This window comes from Chryseobacterium binzhouense, from assembly GCF_007474545.1.
GTDB classification, from domain to species: domain Bacteria; phylum Bacteroidota; class Bacteroidia; order Flavobacteriales; family Weeksellaceae; genus Chryseobacterium; species Chryseobacterium binzhouense.
In genome coordinates, this window is record NZ_VKOG01000003.1 from 164,295 (window position 1) to 182,049 (window position 17,755).

Consider the following 17,755-nt stretch of genomic DNA (forward strand, 5'->3'; position numbering starts at 1 on the left):
TTGTTGTCATCTAACAAAATTTAGTTTATGGACTTCCTTAAAGATCACTCTATTCAGAACGAGCTTTTGTTGATATTTATTTCGGTTTTACTCGGAATTCTGATCGGAGCAGAGCGTGAATACAGAAACAAATCTGCGGGTTTACGTACTTTTATTCTGGTTTGTTTCGGGTCTTGTCTTTTTACTATTTTATCCATTAAAATAGGAGTCGACGATCCGGACAGAATTGCTGCCAATATCATTACCGGGATTGGGTTTTTGGGAGCCGGTGTAATTTTTAAAGGAGACACAAAAATAGACGGAATTACAACCGCCACAACAATCTGGGCAACGTCTTCTGTCGGGATGGCAGTTGGTTCGGGTTATGTATATTTATCTATCTTGGGAACATTTCTCATTCTGATGGTTTTAAGTTCGCTTAATTTTTTTGAAAAATTTATTGACAACCATCACAAAATCAGAGAATACACCATTGCAGTAACCGATTTTCAGTCGGTGGCACATTGCGAAGTTTTATTTAAAACTTATCATCTAAGATTTAAAGTTGCAAAACAAAAATACAACCAGGGAACTTTGGTTACATCCTGGATCGTTACCGGAAAAAATAAAGACCACGAATCTCTGATGCAACACCTTATGAAAGACGAAAACATTTTTTCTTATGAGTTTTAAATGATAATAAGAGTTTGTATAAGTTCATTTAAGAAATCCAAATTTCCTAGAATCAATTATAAAATACAATATGGATAAGCTATAATTTTATTTTTATTTTAAATTAAAAAAAGATCATATTTCCGTTAATTTTCAAAACATAAATCTAAAACCTGAGTTTTACTTTAATAAAAAAACTAAAATGCTTATTTTAGACAAAATTTTTTATAATGATAAAACGTAATATTCTTATTGCTTCTGCATTTTTCAGTTTTTCTTTGGGAATTGCGCAGCAGTATGGTGGAATGTGGATTCCGACCGAACTTAATGAAAAGGAAATGAAAGATCTCGGAATGAAAATTTCTGCAAAAGATATTTTCAATACCCAAAAACCGAGTATTAAAGATGCAGTAGTACAGTTCAATGGCGGTTGTACAGCAGAAATTATTTCTCCGAAAGGATTATTACTTACCAATCACCACTGTGGTTACGGGCAGATTCAGTCACATTCAACAGTACAGAATGACCTTCTTTCTAATGGTTTCTGGGCTAAAAACATGAATTCCGAACTACCAAATCCGGGAGTTACCGTAGATTTTATTGTTGATATAAAGGAAGTAACAACACAGATTCTTCAGGGAACAGAAAATCTTCAGGAACCGGAACTATCAAAAAAAATCGCAGCCAATATTGACACTTACAAAAAATCTCAAAAAACTGAAGATTATCAATCAATTTCTGTAAAGCCGATGTACTACGGCAATAAATTTTATGCCTATGTGATTGAAACCTATAAAGATGTACGATTGGTAGGCGCTCCGCCGCAAAGCATCGGGAAATTTGGAAGTGATACGGATAACTGGGTTTGGCCAAGACATACGGGAGATTTTTCTATGTTCAGAATTTACGCTGATAAAAATAACAAGCCTGCGGAATATTCTAAAGACAATGTTCCTTACGTTCCGAAACATTATTTACCGGTTTCCATCAAAGATAAAAATGAAAATGATTTCACTTTTGTTTTCGGATTTCCGGGGAGAACAACAGAATATCTTCCTGCCATCGCCGTAGAAAAAATCATGACTGAAATAGATCCTGCAAGAATTGCAGTGCGCGATGTTGCTCTGAAAACTCTGGACGAAAAAATGCGAACCGACGATGCCACAAGAATACAGTATGCATCTAAATATGCTTCTGTAGCCAACTATTGGAAAAAATGGATCGGTGAGGTAGAAGGTCTGAAAAAATCTAACGCAGTACAGAAGAAAAAGAATTACGAAAACTCTCTTGCCGCCAAAAATCCTGCAATAAAAACAACGATTGACCAGATCAACAAACTGTATGCAGATCAGGCTCCTTTTGCACTCAACAATGCCTATTACAGTGAAGTGGTAAGAAACGCAGAGACATTAATGCTTGCGAATATGTTTTCTGGTTTCATTGCTTCTGCAGAAGCAGGAAAATTGGATGAGAAAGGGATTGCATCATTCAAAAAAAGACTTACTTCTTTCTACAAAGATTATAATGCAGAACTTGATGCTAAAGTAACAGCAAAACTTTTAGCATTATATGCCAATAAGACTGCTCCACAGTTTTTACCTGCCGGTTTTGCAGAATTTAAAGATGAAAATCAAAATATCATCAGTATTGAAAAACTTTCAAAGAATTCTGTGATCACAGGAAGATCAAACGTAAACGGAGCTTCATTAAGCGAAAATATTGATAAAGTGTTTTCTAATCAGGATAATTTAATTAAAACCATCAAAAAAGATCCTGTTTATGAGCTTTTCATGAATATAAGAAATACTTATATGAAATCTGCAGATCCTCAGTTTACCTCTTTACAGACCCAGATTGATGCTTTGCAGAAAAAATACATGGCACAGCAAATGGAAACTGATAAAGACAGAAAATTTTTCCCGGATGCCAATTCTACCCTTCGTGTAACATACGGACAGGTAAAAGGTTCTACTCCGAGAGATGCTGTTTCCTACGATTATCAAACGCATTTAGCCGGAGTAATGGAAAAGTATGTTCCTGGAGATTATGAGTTTGATGTACCCAAAAAACTGATTGATCTTTACAACAAAAAAGATTACGGTATTTACAAAGATAAAACCGGTGATGTCCCTGTCGGATTTACTGCAACCAATCATACAACAGGAGGAAATTCCGGAAGTCCTGCTCTTGACGCAAAAGGAAACTTAATTGGATTGAACTTTGACAGACAATGGGAAGGAACCATGAGTGACATCAATTATGATCCACGTTTCAGCAGAAACATTATGGTTGATACGAAATATATTCTCTTCATTATTGATAAATTTGCCGATTCCAAATGGCTGATTGATGAAATGAAGATTGTAAAGTAAAGCCTTAATCTATATTATAAATGTCCTGAAAATATTTCAGGACTTTTTTTATGCAAAATATATTGTCTGAAATTATTATTTATCTCGACTGTTTAATTTATAATTTTCACATAATAATACCACAACTGCTAAAATAAAGCAGTTTTAAAAACAATTAATAATTTTATAAATAAATAACATAATTCAGTTAAAATTAAAAAATTAATAAAAGTATAATATTATATATTATTTATATTTATAGATTGTCTACTTTTGCAAAAGTTATATAAATCAAACTGAATATGAGAAAACACTACAAATGTCCGTCACTGTGGAACAGTAACGGTTTAAAAAAAGCAGGGATTTCGGTTCTTGCATTATTTGGAGCAATCCAGGGTTTAAATGCACAAGTAAGTGATTACATTTTTTCACAAAGCAACGGAACCTTTAGCAGTATTGCATCTACAGGCACAATCGTTACCGGAAGTGAAGCTACAACTTCTACTACCAATGACACCACAGGATGGACTGTAACCATTCCTTTCAATTTTAATTTCAACGGCACAGATTACACTTCAATTTATGTAAACTCCAACGGAGGTGCTGTATTTGGTTCAACTACGAGTAATGCTGCTACTGTAATATCTTCATCTACAGGATATTCTGGTGCTGTTGGTGTTATGAACCGAGATTTATGGGGAGTATTTATTACATCAGGAGTTACTACAAGTGGGTCAGATATTATCACCAATGTGGGTTCTTTTAAAGGAATCGAAATTGGTAAAACACTTAACAACGTTAATGGAATACCTCTAAATGCAACTATTACAGCTTTCGATGAAACTGCGGGAACTATAACTATGTCTGCACCTGCTACTTCCAGTTCTTCTGCTGCTGTTGTGAGATATGGATCCGGTAAAGTTTTAACTTCTGTTGAAGGTACAGCACCCAATAGAGTATTTGTTATTGAATGGATAGGATATAATGATTTCAGTGCTTCTGTGACTGGAAGTAACCATCTCAACTTTCAACTAAGGTTATCTGAAACTACAAACACAATTTCTACGGTTTATGGATCTTATTATAACCTAAATACTACCTCAAGAACCAATCAGATTGGTTTAAGAGGTGCAACAAATACTGATTTTAATAATAGATCAGGTGCTGTAGGAAATCCATGGAATAATACATCTGCAGGAACATCTAACAGCGCAAGCGTTTCGAGAGATGATGTAAATTTTCCTGCTTCAGGATTAACATTTATGTGGACACCCTCTACCTGCAAATCTCCGACTGCATTAACGGTTACAGCTTCATCAATTACGGCTAATGAAGCACAAGCCACCTGGACAGCTTCATCATCTAACCCAGCGAATGGATATGAAGTTTATTACAGTACCTCAAATACTGCTCCGACAGCAACTACTGTTCTTGATGCAACGAATTCTGTCACATCAACAACAAACTCTGCTACGATAAACGGTTTAGCACCATTAACAACGTATTATGTGTGGGTAAGATCAGCATGTTCTACTTCAGATAAAAGTAACTGGACTTCTTCAGCAACTTTCACAACATTACCAACATGCTTTGTCCCAACCGCTTTAACGGTTAATAGCGCTACAATAACAGCAAACAGTGCTGTTGCATCTTGGACAGCTCCTTCAACGACTCCTGCAAATGGATATGAAGTTTACTACAGCACCTCCAATACAGCACCTACATCTAGCACTGTATTAGATGCAACCAATTCTCTAACATCCACTACAACATCTGTTACGATTGGAAATCTGCTTAATAGTACGACTTATTATGTTTGGGTAAGATCTGTGTGTATCGGTACAGACAGAAGCGCTTGGACTGCAATGAGCTCTTTCAGAACTTTATGTCAACCACCAGCACTTCTATCAACAACAGGAGCTACCGTATGTCCCGGGAACACAGCAACCCTTTCTGCTACTGCAGATACAGGAGCAACAATAAACTGGTATAGTTCTGCAAATGGTGGTACTGCGATAGCAACAGGTAATTCTTTCACTACTCCATCAATAAATTCGACTACAAGTTACTGGGCAACTGCCTCAACAGGATCTACCAATTCAGCTGGTCTAACGAACGCTATTTCGACGAGCGGTTATACTTTGGAAGCAGGTTTATTTTTCAATGCAATAACTAGTTTTACATTAGAAGGAGTATATGTTTATCCTACCGGAACCGGTGCCGGAACTGTAACTATTGCTTTACAGGATGGAAGTGTCTCTCCGGCAACGACTATCGAATCTATTACGGTAAATTTAACAGGTAGCGCAACACCGGTTAAAACTTATGTCCCTCTTAACTTTACGGTTCCTGTGGGTACTAATTACAAATTAATGATGATGACAAGAACAGGTCTTGTTACAGGATTAATAAGAGAATCCGGAACAACTTGGGGATCTTATCCACTTACAGTACCGGGCGTATTATCTATTACTAATGGAAATTGCTGTTCAGGGAACACTACATCAACCAGCTATTATTATTTCTATGACTGGAAAGTTGTAACAGGATGTGAATCAGCAAGACAACAGGTTACCGCTACAGCAGATTCTTCGGCTTGTCTTGGAACATCAGAAACTGATCTTACGAAAAACAACATTAAGGTTTATCCTAATCCATTCTCTGATGTATTGAATATTTCGGACATCAAGAATGTGAAATCAATTTCTGTTATGGATATTGCAGGCAGATTGGTTAAAACTTTCGACAAACCTGCTTCTACGCTTCAATTAAGAGAATTAAATGCAGGAATGTATATGATCGTTCTTCATATGAACGACGGTACAAAACAGACATTGAAAGCTATTAAAAAATAGTGTAGCAAATTTCAATTATCAATAAAGGTCGGAAGAGTTTTCTTCCGACCTTTTTTATTGTTAGCATTAAACTTAGCTTTTATTGAAAATTATTTTGCAGCCAACTCTTTAATAAGATTTTTATCTTTAATACCCAAAAATCTCCTCCAGATCAAGTTCCTGAAAACTTCCCATCTTATGGACTGCATCCATATTCAGGTTTTCTTTTTTTCCAATAATGGCAGTATTGAACTGTATAGATTTTATTTCCTGATTATAAAAATATCTTAAATCCTCAAATCTCAGGTTTTCAATCTGATGGTAAATGTCTTTTCTGAAATCATGCCTAATTCCTAGTTTCTGGAGCCGTAAAGTGTTAAAGAATACATTCGTTCGTGTAATTCTTGTTGATGCAATTTGCTTTAAAGCAGATTTTTTGGCATTTTCAAACTGAATAGGAAATTCAGGAAGTTCAGACATCAGGCTTACCATCGTTTCTACCGCAAGCTGAAGTTTATCCGGCTGTGTTCCGATATAGGTACTGATGTAATCAGAATGATTCAGTTCCGAATTAGGAGAATAAGAAACATAGGCAGAATACGCGAGACTTTTACTCTCTCTTATTTCCTGAAACACAATTGAAGACAAACCACGACCGAAATATTCGTTAAAAACATTGATTTTCCCAAAGTTTTCAGGATTTACAAAATTTCCTTTTCCAATTTTACTCATTTCCATCTGCACCATATCATAGTTGGTAAAATAAACCATTCCGGAAGTTTCAGGTTCGGGATACTGTTTAGGTGCAGAAACCTTAAGGGTTTCATCTGCAATATATTTAGGAATATAATTTTTAAAACCGTCAAAATTTTTACCGTAGAAGAAAACCTGAAACGGATAGCTGAAAAGCTTCTTCATTCTGTCAGTAAAATCTTTTACTTCTGTATTTTGAAGCTCATCTTTAGAAATTACATCCAGAAATCTGGAGGTCTTTCCGAGTTTCGTATATGTTGTAAGAGCAGTCATAATACGATTTTTATCTTTTTTTCCTGCTTCACGGCTTTCAAGGACAGTTGCCACAAACTGCTGATAGATTTTCTCATCCGGTTTTACATCAGAAAGCCAGTGAAGCAACAGTTCTAAACCTTTTTCGATATTAGACTCAAGCCCGCTCAAAGAAATTGTAAGCTGATCTGAAGTAGTTTTAAAATCGTGGGTAATCCCAATCTTGAAAAACTCTTTTTTTAAATCATCCGGTGAAAACTTTTCAGTTTCCAAATACTGAATTAGCTGAGTTGAAATGCCCAGTTTCCGGTCATGATCACTTCCCATCGGAAAAATAAAATGCAGCTGAGCAATATCGTTATACTTATTTTCCACAAAGCTCAGTTTTTTATCTTTGATAACATCCGTAGAAATTTCTTTTTGATAATCAATATATTCCGGTTGAATATCTTCTTTTTTATCATTTAAAATTTCCAGTAAAAAGTTAGACTGTGCATCACGATTAATCTTTACAGGAGTGATTCCCGGATTTTCAACTCTCAGAAGTTTATCATTAATCCCTTTTTCTTTATTGATTACTACATAATTGTCTCTGAAAAAATCATTCGCAAAACGTATTACATCATCTTTGGTAAACGAAGCGTAAACATTCATCTCGTTCAGCTCTTCGGCCCAAGATCTTCCTTTAATGTAAGTATCATAAAGATTGGTTGCCAAACCTTCAGCAGTTTCCAGTGCTTTCTGACGTTGTATTTTAAAATCATTAATAATTGCAGGCAGCATCCAGTCAGGAAAAGTTCCCTGTTTTACTAATTCAATTTGTTCAAGAATCATTGCTTTTGCCTCATCTAAGGTCTGATTTTCTTTAGGAACGGCTACAACAGAGAAATACCCGTATTGTTTTAAACCTAAAGAAAATGCCTGCGCCCAAAGCATTTTCTGAGTCTGATTGATATTCAGATCCAGCAATCCTGCCTCTCCTCTATTGCTTAAAATATTGGCGGTAATATCAGCAAGCATTGCTTCCCTGCTGCCATAACTGTCGGTTCTCCAGGCTAACTGAACTCTTGGTGTTGTCGGACTTTTTACTGTTCTCTCAACAATTTCAGTCAATGGTTTTTCGATAATAAGGTCTTTCTGCGGTAATTTTTTATAAGGAATGGCACCAAAATATTGCTCAGCCAATAAAACCGTTTCTTCAAAATCAAGATCTCCTACCAAAACAATACCGTAATTATTAGGCACATAATATTCATCAAAATATTTGTGAATTGCCTTCATTGAAGGATTTTTCAGATGATCCGGATCTCCCAGTGTCGTTTGCTGTCCGTTGGGATGGGTAGGAAACAAGGCATCCATCAACTCATAATTCACCAATCTTGAATCATTATCCTGAGCGCGGTTGAACTCTTCATAAACAGATTCCAGCTCCGTATGAAAAAGCCTTAAGACCATTTCAGAGAATCTTTCTTTCTCAATTTTGAGCCACTTTTCAAGCTCATTTTTAGGAATATTATTTTTGTAAACCGTCTCATCAAACCAGGTGTGTGCATTGGTTCCGGTTGCTCCCAAAGACGAAATCGCTTTATCATATTCGTTTGGAATAGCATACTGACTTGCTTCCAGAGAAAGTTCGTCTATTTTTTTATAAATTTCTTTCTTTTTTTCGGGGTCTGATTCAGCTTTATGTTTTTCAAACAAATCTGCTATTTCATCAAGCAAAACCTTTTCTTTTTCCCAGTCTTTTGTTCCTAGCTTTGAAGTTCCCTTAAACATCATATGTTCCAGATAATGGGCAAGACCTGTATTATCTGAAGGATCATTATTGCTTCCTGTTTTTACCGGAATAAAAGTCTGGATTCTGGGAGCATCAAAATTCTGGGCAAGGAAAATTTTAAGCCCGTTTTCTAAGGTGTATATTCTTACCTTATTTTCATCATGCTCTACTGTAATGTATTCATAATTATTTTTATCAAATTGTGTCTGTTCAGTATATTTCTTATGCATCATAACAAAAAAGATGAATTCTGATTATTCAGAAATCTTACAAATTTACGGATTAGAAAGTGGAATGTGGGATATTAATGATGATGATTGAGAAAATTGATAAACAAATTCTGAATCTATGATAATGTACAAGTCTTTTTACATTCAGCTATATCTGTGATGAACAATTTTTAAGCTTGATGAAACCAATTAAATTATAAATCTCTATCCCGTAGTCAGGTTATTTACCCAATGAAAAAGCCGTCTGCGAATAGAGACGGCTTTAAAATTTATTTTGTCCAGTTGATTTTTGAATGTTGCACTTCTTCAGAATTGGTTCCGATCATGATGTCAAACTCACCCGGTTCCCAATCGTAATTTAGTTCTCCATTGTAAAATTTAAGCTGTTCTGGGGAAATATCGAAAGTGATTTTCTTAGATTCTCCTTTTTTAAGCATAACTTTCTGGAAGCCTTTCAGCTCTTTTACAGGTCTTGTAATACTTCCCACCATATCTCTGATGTACAGCTGTACAACCTCAGCTCCGTCATAATTCCCGGAATTTGTTACGGTAACTGAAGCCTGAATTGTCTGATTGCCTTTTGGATTTGCATTCGACACCGTAATATCAGAATAATTGAATTTTGTGTAGCTTAAACCAAAACCAAACGGATATAAAGGCGTATTACACTCATCCATATAATTGGAACGGAATCTTTCATACTGACATTTATCTACCTTATCTTGAGCTAAAGGACGACCTGTATTTTTTGAATTGTAGTAGATAGGAACTTGTCCCAAACTTCTTGGGAAAGTCATTGGCAGTTTTCCCGAAGGGTTAACTTTTCCGAAAAGAACATCAGAAATCGCATTTCCTGCTTCTGAACCGGCAAACCAAACATTAAGAATTGCATCCGGAACATCTTTCATATTCGTTAAAGCTAAAGGACGCCCCGTGAAAAGGACTACCACAATTGGTTTTCCTGTTTTCTTCAATTCGTTTAACAAATCAATCTGAGACTGTGGAATTGTAATTTCAGTTCTTGAAGAAGACTCACCGCTCATCTCTGCAGATTCTCCGATGGCCAAAACAATAACATCTGCTTTACTGGCAACATCTACTGCCTCTTTTAGTAAAACTTCTTTGGAACGGTTATCTCTGTCGGTTTTTTTACCGTGCGCTGCATAAATATCTTCCAATTTTGCATCGTAATCAATATTGGCACCTTTTGCCGAAATAAACTTTACATCTTTCCCGTAGTTTGCCTGCAAACCTTGCATTAAATTGACTGCATTAGCATGTTTTGCTGCTACACTCCAAGTTCCTGCCATATTCATTGAGTTGTTGACCAATGGTCCTATAACGGCGACAGTTGCAGACTTTTTCAAAGGAAGAACCTGATTGTCATTCTTCATCAAAACCATAGACTGTGCTGCTGCACTTCTCGCGATGTTGCGGTTTTCTAAATTATAAACTTCTTTTGCTGCTAATTTTGCATCGCCGTAACGGTAAGGATCATCAAATAAACCTAAATCATATTTTGCTTCAAGAATTCTTTTGGCTGCCATATCAATTTCAGCCTGAGTAACTTTCCCTTCCTGTAAAGATTTTTTAAGTGTTGTTAAAAACCCTTCACCTACCATATCCATATCCACTCCCGCTTTTAAAGCTAAAGCTGAAACCTGCTGCAGATCACCCATTCCGTGATCTACCATTTCGTTGATTCCAGTATAATCGGTTACTACAAAACCTTTGAAATTCCATTTATTTCTTAAAACTTCTGTCTGCAACCATCTGCTTCCCGTTGCCGGAACTCCGTCTACTTCATTGAAAGAAGCCATCACAGAAGCTACACCTGCATCTACTGCAGCTTTATAAGGTGGAAAATACTCGTTGAACATTCTTACATGACTCATGTCTACCGTATTGTAATCTCGTCCTGCTTCACCCGCTCCGTACAATGCAAAATGCTTTACACAAGCTAAAATAGTATTGCTAAGAGATAAATCTTTTCCCTGATAACCATATACCATGTGCTTTGCAATTTCGCTTCCCAAATAAGGATCTTCACCAGAACCTTCAGAAACTCTTCCCCATCTTGGTTCGCGGGAAATATCAGTCATTGGAGAAAACGTCCAGTTGATTCCGTCTACAGAAGCTTCTTTTGCCGCCACTCTCGCTGACTGCTGAATGAGATTCATATCCCAGGAAGCTGCAAGTCCCAAAGGAATTGGAAAAGTAGTTTCGTAACCGTGAATAACATCCATTCCGAAGATCAAAGGGATTTTCAGACGACTGTTTTCAACAGCAACTTTCTGTACGGCACGAATTTTATCCGCACCTTTTATATTGAAAAGTCCTCCGACTAAACCTTGTTCCACTTTTTTTCCGATGTCTGAACTTTTAGCCAAACCTGTGGTAAAATCTCCTGAACTTGGTAAATTGAGCTGTCCGATTTTCTCGTCTAAAGTCATTTTTGCCAAAAGACTTTCTACGAAAGCTTTCTTTTTAGCCTGATATTGTGCGGTCTGAAAAGACTGAACTGGTTTCGTGACGATCTCCTGCGCTGAAAACATAGGCGCAAGAGCTAATGCTGCTATTACAATTAAATTTTTACTCATAACTTCTTCATTTTTTGAGGAACTTGTGAATCTCAGATCTCATAATTCCTATACCTTAATACTATTTCTTTCGTTTAATACTCAATGATTCTTTTTAAAGCAAAGAAAAACTAAATAGTTAATTTCTCAAAGTTTTTTATCATTTAATTACGCTGATGCTTTTTCTTTTTGACAGCATCCATTCGTATAACTTAGGATTTGAATAGGTAGAATCCCAAGAATTGTGATTGTCATTTGGGAAAATTGTTAATTCTGCCGTTGGATTGATAGGATGAAGTTTTTGGTAAAAATTAAAGGCATTTTCCGGTAAAACCACATCATCCATCCCGCCGTGAAAGATTTTCATATTTAAATTTTTGTACTGATGAATATTGGCATACATTACGCGGTCTGTAGGCGCACAAACCGAAACTACCGCAGCAAACATTTCAGGATGTTCCATTGCTAATTTTAATGTTCCCCATCCTCCCATAGAAAGTCCTGTAAGGTAAATTCTGGAGTCATCAATTTTATGCTTTGACTGAATTTCTTTGATTAAATGATATACGGTTACCGTATCCCACCACGTATTTTCAGGACATTGAGGTGCCAAAATTGCAACAGGCTCTTTGATGAGATTTTTGTACGTAAACGGACTGTGCGCTTTTACTTTTTCGAGATCGTTTCCCCTTTCTCCGGAGCCGTGTAAAAACACGATCAATGGAACATTTCCTTTTGCATTTTGAGGATAATCTAAAATGTAGGAAATTTTTTCCTGTCTTTTGATTTCTTTATTGAGTTCTGTTTTTATTTCCTGAGCTGTTGTAATTGTGGTAAGCCCGAAGAATAAAACAGGAAGTAATTTTATGCTTAATTTCATTTAATATTTTTAACATTGATATTTTAATTAATAAGTCGCTCCTATGGAGCTTTCTTAACTGGTCTTATTTTGCTATTAACTGATCGCTCCTCCGGAGCTTTTTGCCATTAAGTTTTCTATATTCTGCTTTATAATCCTTGTCAAGGTTTGAAACCTTGACAAGGATATTTTTGCAGTTCTTTGTTATTAGCCCCGATAGAAGCGGCATCCTTTTTTGTTGCAGGCGGAGTGAAGCGGAGACTGCAACAAAAAAGATACAGCGGATAGCGGGAAATAGCTCCTAAAAAAATTATTTGATGTTATATTTCTCTGATTTGAAACTTAACTTCTTTAATCCTTGTTGAATTTCCGGTGCGTTCATGAATAATTTCCAGAGAAATCCTGTGCGGTAATTTTCGATCATCGGCGCAATTGTACCCTGATCTATCGCTAAATATCTTGTCGTAAACCAATTGTCATAATGAATAGAAGTTGCATCATAAGGTCCTGCAGAACCAATAAATTCAGGCTTTTGAGTATAAATAAATCTCAAAAATTCCATAGATTCTTTTGGTGAATACGGAAAACTGCTCAATGCTGCTGTAGGAGTAATTACTCCGTGATCATTCTGCGGAAAATGTGCATTGTAGCCTGTTCCACCGTTTTTATTGCGTGTGTAACTTGCCGTTAATCCCCAATAATTGGGTCCGTAACCTTTCCACTGCTTTGGATTTTCTAAGCAGTATTTATAATCAATAAGTACCTGATTTTTATTTAAATCGAAGTAATTTTTGATAAGTTTATCTGATAAATTCGTAGGATCTAAACCGATATAGGAATAATGCGCCCAGAATAGAGGCCCGCCATATTCTTCGGCTCCGTTGTGTTTCACATACATCGGCAGTCCGTATTTTTCTTTATCTGAAAGGTAAGTTCCGTTTCTTGTCCAGCCTTTGTAATACGTTTCTGCGTCGATAGAATACGTAGGCGACGAAGCAGCGAGAATGTAAGTAATCAGACATTCATTATACCCCTGCAAAGGAAAATTCATATCCCATTGATATTCTGGTGACCAATGCCAGTACAAAACTTTTTCTCCACCCTTGGTGTACCAGTTCCATTGAATTCCTTTCCAAAGTTCGTCACACTTTTTGGCTAAAGCTTTTTCCTCGGTGTTTCCGTTTTTGAAATATTCGCGAACCATCAAAATACCTGAAGTTAGAAATGCCGTCTCCACCAAATCTCCTCCATTATCTTTTTTTCCGAAAGGAACGGTTTTGCCTGTCTCTCCGTTGATCCAATGTGACCAGGCTCCTTTGTGACGCTCGGCTTTCGCCAGAAAATCCATCATGGTTGTGAGCCTTTTAACAGCTTCCTTTCTTGGAACAAAGCCTCTTTCAACTCCAACTAATATTGTTGCCAAGCCAAATCCTGAACCTCCTGTTGTAATAACGTGCTTGTCTTTATCGGGATAAATATCGTCTTCGTGGTAGCGCTCTCTCCCTAAAAAGGAATTGGGTTCTGCGTAATCCCAGAAGTATTTGAGTGCATCTTTTTGAACTTTGTCCATCAACTGCTCGTCAGTTGTGTTGGATTTGACAGCAGCTGTGTCTGAAATATTCTGACTGATCTGGTTGTTTTTGCAGGAAATTACGGCTAATGCTAAACCTCCTGTCAGTAGTATCTTTTTCATTTTTAAATTTTATGGTTAAAACTTAACTGAAGATTTTAAACTTCAGCTAAGCAAATTTTGATTTTATTAAAATCCGTATTGCGATGAATGAAAGCCAAGCTTGATTAAACCTTGTTTTACATCCGGCGCATTCATAAATAATTGCCATAAAAACTGAGTTTTATGGTTCTCTATCATAGGAGCAATGGTTCCCTGATCTATTGCCAAATACCGTGGTGTCACCCAATTATAATGTACAGAGTATGCATCATAAGGTCCTGCTACACCGATATACTTATTATAATTTTCGTTATAAAGAAACCTCAACATATTCATACTTTCAACTGGTGTATAAGGCATATTTGAAAGTGCTGCCGTAGGCGTGATGATTCCTAAATCATTGCTTGGCTGATGTGCAGCGTAATCATGACCTCCTGTGAGCGGATTTCTGGAATAACTTGCTGTAAGTCCCCAACTTTTTGAATTGTAACCCAGCCAGCCTTTCGGATTTGCCACGCAGTATTGGTACATGATTTTTGCATGATTTGTAGTAGCATTGCCGTAATTGACATATTCATCCGATAATCCTCTAGGATCTAATCCCATAAATGAATAATGTGACCAAAACATAGGACCTACATTTCCGGGTGCTGTATTATGACTGACTACTAATGGGAGACCATATTGAGAAGTTCCATTGACAATAGCACCACTTCTCGCCCAACCTTGCTGATAAACCGGTTTGGTAATTGTATGAGTCGGAGAAGCTGCTGCCATTACATATGTAATTAAAGTTTCGTCAAAACCTTTCAACTGCATATTCATTTCAAAATTATAATTTGGAGACCAATGCCAATACAATGTGTTTTCACCTTTGGTGTACCAACTCCACTCGATTCCTTTGAAAAGTGTATCTGCTTTTTGCGATAATGCGATCTCCGAAGGATCTGTAGAGTTTTTGAAATATTCTCTTACACAGATTAAGCCCTGAGCTAAGAAAGCTGTTTCTACCAAATCTCCGCCGTTATCTTTTTGACTGAATGGGATTACCTGACCATTGTTTCCGTTCATCCAGTGAGGCCATGCTCCGTGAAAACGGTCAGCGTTCTGAAGGAAATTCAATGCAGTTGATAATCTTGAGATAGCTTCAGCTTTCGTAACGTAGCCATTTTTAATACCTACCAGAATTGTCATTAATCCAAAACCAGATCCTCCCGCTGAAACAACGTGAGCATCTTGTCCCGGATTATCGGTATGGTATCTTTCTCTGGCCAGTTTAGAGTTACTTTCTGCATAATCCCAAAAATATTTTAATGCATCTTTCTGCACCATCTCGATGAGCTGGGTGTCGGTGTATTGGGTAGGCTGCGTGACAATAGGATTTTCGTTTGTTCCCTCTTCAGAAGAGTCAGAAGAACAACTGCCACATAGAAATATGGCAGTTGCTATTGTTAATATGGGTTTTAAATTCAAAACTATTTTTTGTTTACAAATAAATCATTTATTTCAGTACTACTTAAAGCACTATCATACATTCTAAATTGATCTAAGTTTCCTGCCCAAGGTTTCATCCAACTATCTGTACCAGATTGACCACCAAGATTAAAGCCTGTTACTTTAGTAGCATCCATATTAACTCCCCCATGTGTTCCCCAAGTCTTTGGAGTTCCAAACTGAACACCATCCTTATAAAATGTCAATGAAGAGTTATTAGCATTATAAACAAATGCACAATGATGCCATTGATTATCAAAAAAACCAGAAACCGGAACTGCATTTCCTGCACCTTCCCAAGTAAGCCAAGTATCAACTTTATTTTTATCTACTAAAATCATTTTTACAGCAATACCATTTGATGTAGATTCATTCATGAGCATCATAGAACCTTTTGACCAATGCCCATTAGATGAAGGAATACTGAAAATATGTTCTGCATTGTTTGTAGTAGCTCCATGTTTCATCCAATACGAGATAGTAAAACTACTTGCTTTAGCTGCAAAATCATTAGGATTAAGATATTTCAAAAATGCACTTGAAGATCCTTTGTATGCCTTTCCTGAGATACCAGCTTCACTTTGAATAGATTTATCTGGAGTAAAAGATGGGTAGCCCGAAAGTTCTTCTGAAAACTGATATCTTAATCTGCTATCCTCTTTATCAAAAGGAACATAAAACCTTAATGATCCGGCTGGTAAAACAGCATTATCCTGAGGATAGTCTTCCAACTCTGGTCTATCCAAATCTTGACATGACAAAACAGCTGCAGATATTGTATATAATGCACCTATGTTGATTAAAAACTTTTTCATTCTAAGCATTTTAAATTAATAATTTGGATTTTGAACTAGTACACCTTGAGCTTTATCGATTGCTGTTTGTGGAATAGGGAAATACTTATTTTTATCCTGATAACCTTTTGATGAAAGAACATTTATCGCATCTCCCCATCTTACTAAATCATAAAATCTTTCAAACTCCATAGCAAACTCTACCCTTCTCTCGTGTTTAATTGCTGCTAAAGTGGCAGTAATGTTTGATAAGCCTGCTCTTGATCTTATCATATTAAGATAAGTTGTAGCTTTTCCTGCATTTCCAGACTGTAAAGCAGCTTCGGCAGCTATTAAAATAATATCAGCATATCTTATAAGTTTAATATTTTCCCAATGATTTTTATTTTGAGCATAAAAAGTTCGTTCAGAAGGTAAAGTATAGGCTTTTCCATTCCAATATTGTTGTGCCAGTGGAGGAGAAGATGGTAATGTTAAATTGGGAGTATTATAAATATCTGGACCTCCAGAAGTAAGGATAGTAGTTTTTTTTCTAAGATCCCCATTTTCATATATTGAAACTAATTCTGTTGACGGCACATTGAAACCCCATCCTAAATCCCAAGTTCCTGAACCTCTAACCCCTTGTGATTCATAGAAATTATTGGTATATTTTGTTGGAAAATCATATGTCTTCTGAACCTCTAAAATAGATTCTTTTGAATTATTACCCGCTTTTGTAAACTCAGCATCATAGGAGCTATTTAACTGATACATTCCAGAATTGATAACAAATTCTGCATACTCTAAAGCTTTAACATAATTTCCTTGGTATAAATACAACTTTGACAAAAGAGAATTTGCCAATCCTTTCGTTGCTCTTCCAAGATAAACTGAAGGCCATTGATTAGGCAAAATATTTGCAGCTTCTTCTAGATCTTTTTTTATTTGTGTATCAACTTCAGCTATAGTTTTCTTTGGAGCAATTTCGTCTACTGGTGTTGCAATTGTTTTTAATATTACAGGTATTTCGCCGAAATCTCTTCTCAATTCAAAATAGCAGAATGCTCTGATTGCCTTTGCTTCCGCAATATTAACTAATGTCCCAGATGATGTGTCCCCTGAAGCTTCTGCTGTATTTATTAATTCATTGGCATCATAAATAATTTTGTAATGACCATTCCAATCGCTTGTGATGTTTCCATTTGTAGCAACATAAGCAAAGTTATTAAAAACATTTCCGTCTGTAGCACCATCATTTGTTGTACTTCCTTTCTCATTATCATCTGCACGAATGCAATGTGTCCAGACATAAGAAAAATCACTTACACCGCCTTGAGTTCTTAAACTAGAATAAAGACCGAACGCTTTTGCTTCAAAACCACCTAACGGCACTTCACCAACAGTAGGTCTGCCTTCAGGCTTTAAATCTAACCAATCTTCACCACAGCTGTTAAAAGATAAAACTGCTGCAGAAAAAGCTACAGTATATAAAATTTTGCTAAGATTTTTTATTTTCATTATTTTCTT

Annotated in this window: 10 protein-coding genes; 3 read left to right on the top strand and 7 right to left on the bottom strand. The window is 36.3% G+C overall.

The features are described 5' to 3' along the window. The first annotated feature begins 27 nt into the window (after positions 1–27). From FNE73_RS09445 to FNE73_RS09455, 3 genes are all read left to right on the top strand, one after another. Positions 28–672, top strand: a complete 645-nt coding sequence (locus tag FNE73_RS09445; RefSeq protein WP_143884371.1) for an MgtC/SapB family protein — start codon at positions 28–30, stop codon at positions 670–672. Positions 673–881: 209 nt separating this feature from the next. Continuing rightward, positions 882–3,023, top strand: coding sequence for a S46 family peptidase (locus FNE73_RS09450; RefSeq protein WP_143884372.1), 2,142 nt, complete (start codon positions 882–884; stop codon positions 3,021–3,023). Positions 3,024–3,304: 281 nt separating this feature from the next. Beyond that, positions 3,305–5,857, top strand: a complete 2,553-nt coding sequence (locus FNE73_RS09455) for a fibronectin type III domain-containing protein (RefSeq protein WP_143884373.1) — start codon at positions 3,305–3,307, stop codon at positions 5,855–5,857. Positions 5,858–5,983: 126 nt separating this feature from the next. Here FNE73_RS09455 and FNE73_RS09460 read toward each other — a convergent pair whose 3' ends face one another. The 7 genes from FNE73_RS09460 to FNE73_RS09490 form a co-directional block, all read right to left on the bottom strand. Beyond that, positions 5,984–8,851, bottom strand: coding sequence for a M16 family metallopeptidase (locus tag FNE73_RS09460; RefSeq protein WP_143884374.1), 2,868 nt, complete (start codon positions 8,849–8,851; stop codon positions 5,984–5,986). Between the two features lie 266 nt (positions 8,852–9,117). Next, positions 9,118–11,448, bottom strand: a complete 2,331-nt coding sequence (gene bglX, locus FNE73_RS09465) for a beta-glucosidase BglX (protein WP_143884375.1) — start codon at positions 11,446–11,448, stop codon at positions 9,118–9,120. Between the two features lie 139 nt (positions 11,449–11,587). Further along, the gene (locus FNE73_RS09470; RefSeq protein WP_143884376.1) at positions 11,588–12,307 is read right to left on the bottom strand and encodes a carboxylesterase family protein; all 720 of its coding nucleotides are present in this window, start codon (positions 12,305–12,307) and stop codon (positions 11,588–11,590) included. A 289-nt stretch (positions 12,308–12,596) separates the two neighbouring features. Continuing rightward, positions 12,597–13,979 (bottom strand): glucoamylase family protein, encoded by a 1,383-nt coding sequence (locus FNE73_RS09475; RefSeq protein WP_143884377.1) that lies wholly within the window; start codon positions 13,977–13,979, stop codon positions 12,597–12,599. A 66-nt stretch (positions 13,980–14,045) separates the two neighbouring features. Next, positions 14,046–15,431 carry a glucoamylase family protein gene (locus tag FNE73_RS09480; protein ID WP_228429998.1) on the bottom strand — a complete coding sequence of 462 codons (1,386 nt, stop codon included), beginning with the start codon at positions 15,429–15,431 and terminating at the stop codon, positions 14,046–14,048. Positions 15,432–15,433: 2 nt separating this feature from the next. Next, positions 15,434–16,198, bottom strand: a complete 765-nt coding sequence (locus FNE73_RS09485) for a LamG domain-containing protein (RefSeq protein WP_228430001.1) — start codon at positions 16,196–16,198, stop codon at positions 15,434–15,436. A gap of 84 nt (positions 16,199–16,282) precedes the next feature. Next, on the bottom strand, positions 16,283–17,746 hold the full coding sequence (locus FNE73_RS09490; RefSeq protein WP_143884379.1) for a RagB/SusD family nutrient uptake outer membrane protein: 1,464 nt from the start codon (positions 17,744–17,746) through the stop codon (positions 16,283–16,285). Between the last annotated feature and the right edge of the window lie 9 nt (positions 17,747–17,755).

Excerpts from the sequence above, each read along its gene's own strand:
- FNE73_RS09450 (WP_143884372.1), top strand. The coding sequence starts at position 882 with ATGATAAAACGTAATATTCTTATTGCTTCTGCATTTTTCAGTTTTTCT.
- bglX (WP_143884375.1), bottom strand. The coding sequence starts at position 11,448 with ATGAGTAAAAATTTAATTGTAATAGCAGCATTAGCTCTTGCGCCTATG.
- FNE73_RS09460 (WP_143884374.1), bottom strand. The coding sequence starts at position 8,851 with ATGATGCATAAGAAATATACTGAACAGACACAATTTGATAAAAATAAT.
- FNE73_RS09475 (WP_143884377.1), bottom strand. The coding sequence starts at position 13,979 with ATGAAAAAGATACTACTGACAGGAGGTTTAGCATTAGCCGTAATTTCC.
- FNE73_RS09470 (WP_143884376.1), bottom strand. The coding sequence starts at position 12,307 with ATGAAATTAAGCATAAAATTACTTCCTGTTTTATTCTTCGGGCTTACC.
- FNE73_RS09445 (WP_143884371.1), top strand. The coding sequence starts at position 28 with ATGGACTTCCTTAAAGATCACTCTATTCAGAACGAGCTTTTGTTGATA.
- FNE73_RS09490 (WP_143884379.1), bottom strand. The coding sequence starts at position 17,746 with ATGAAAATAAAAAATCTTAGCAAAATTTTATATACTGTAGCTTTTTCT.
- FNE73_RS09455 (WP_143884373.1), top strand. The coding sequence starts at position 3,305 with ATGAGAAAACACTACAAATGTCCGTCACTGTGGAACAGTAACGGTTTA.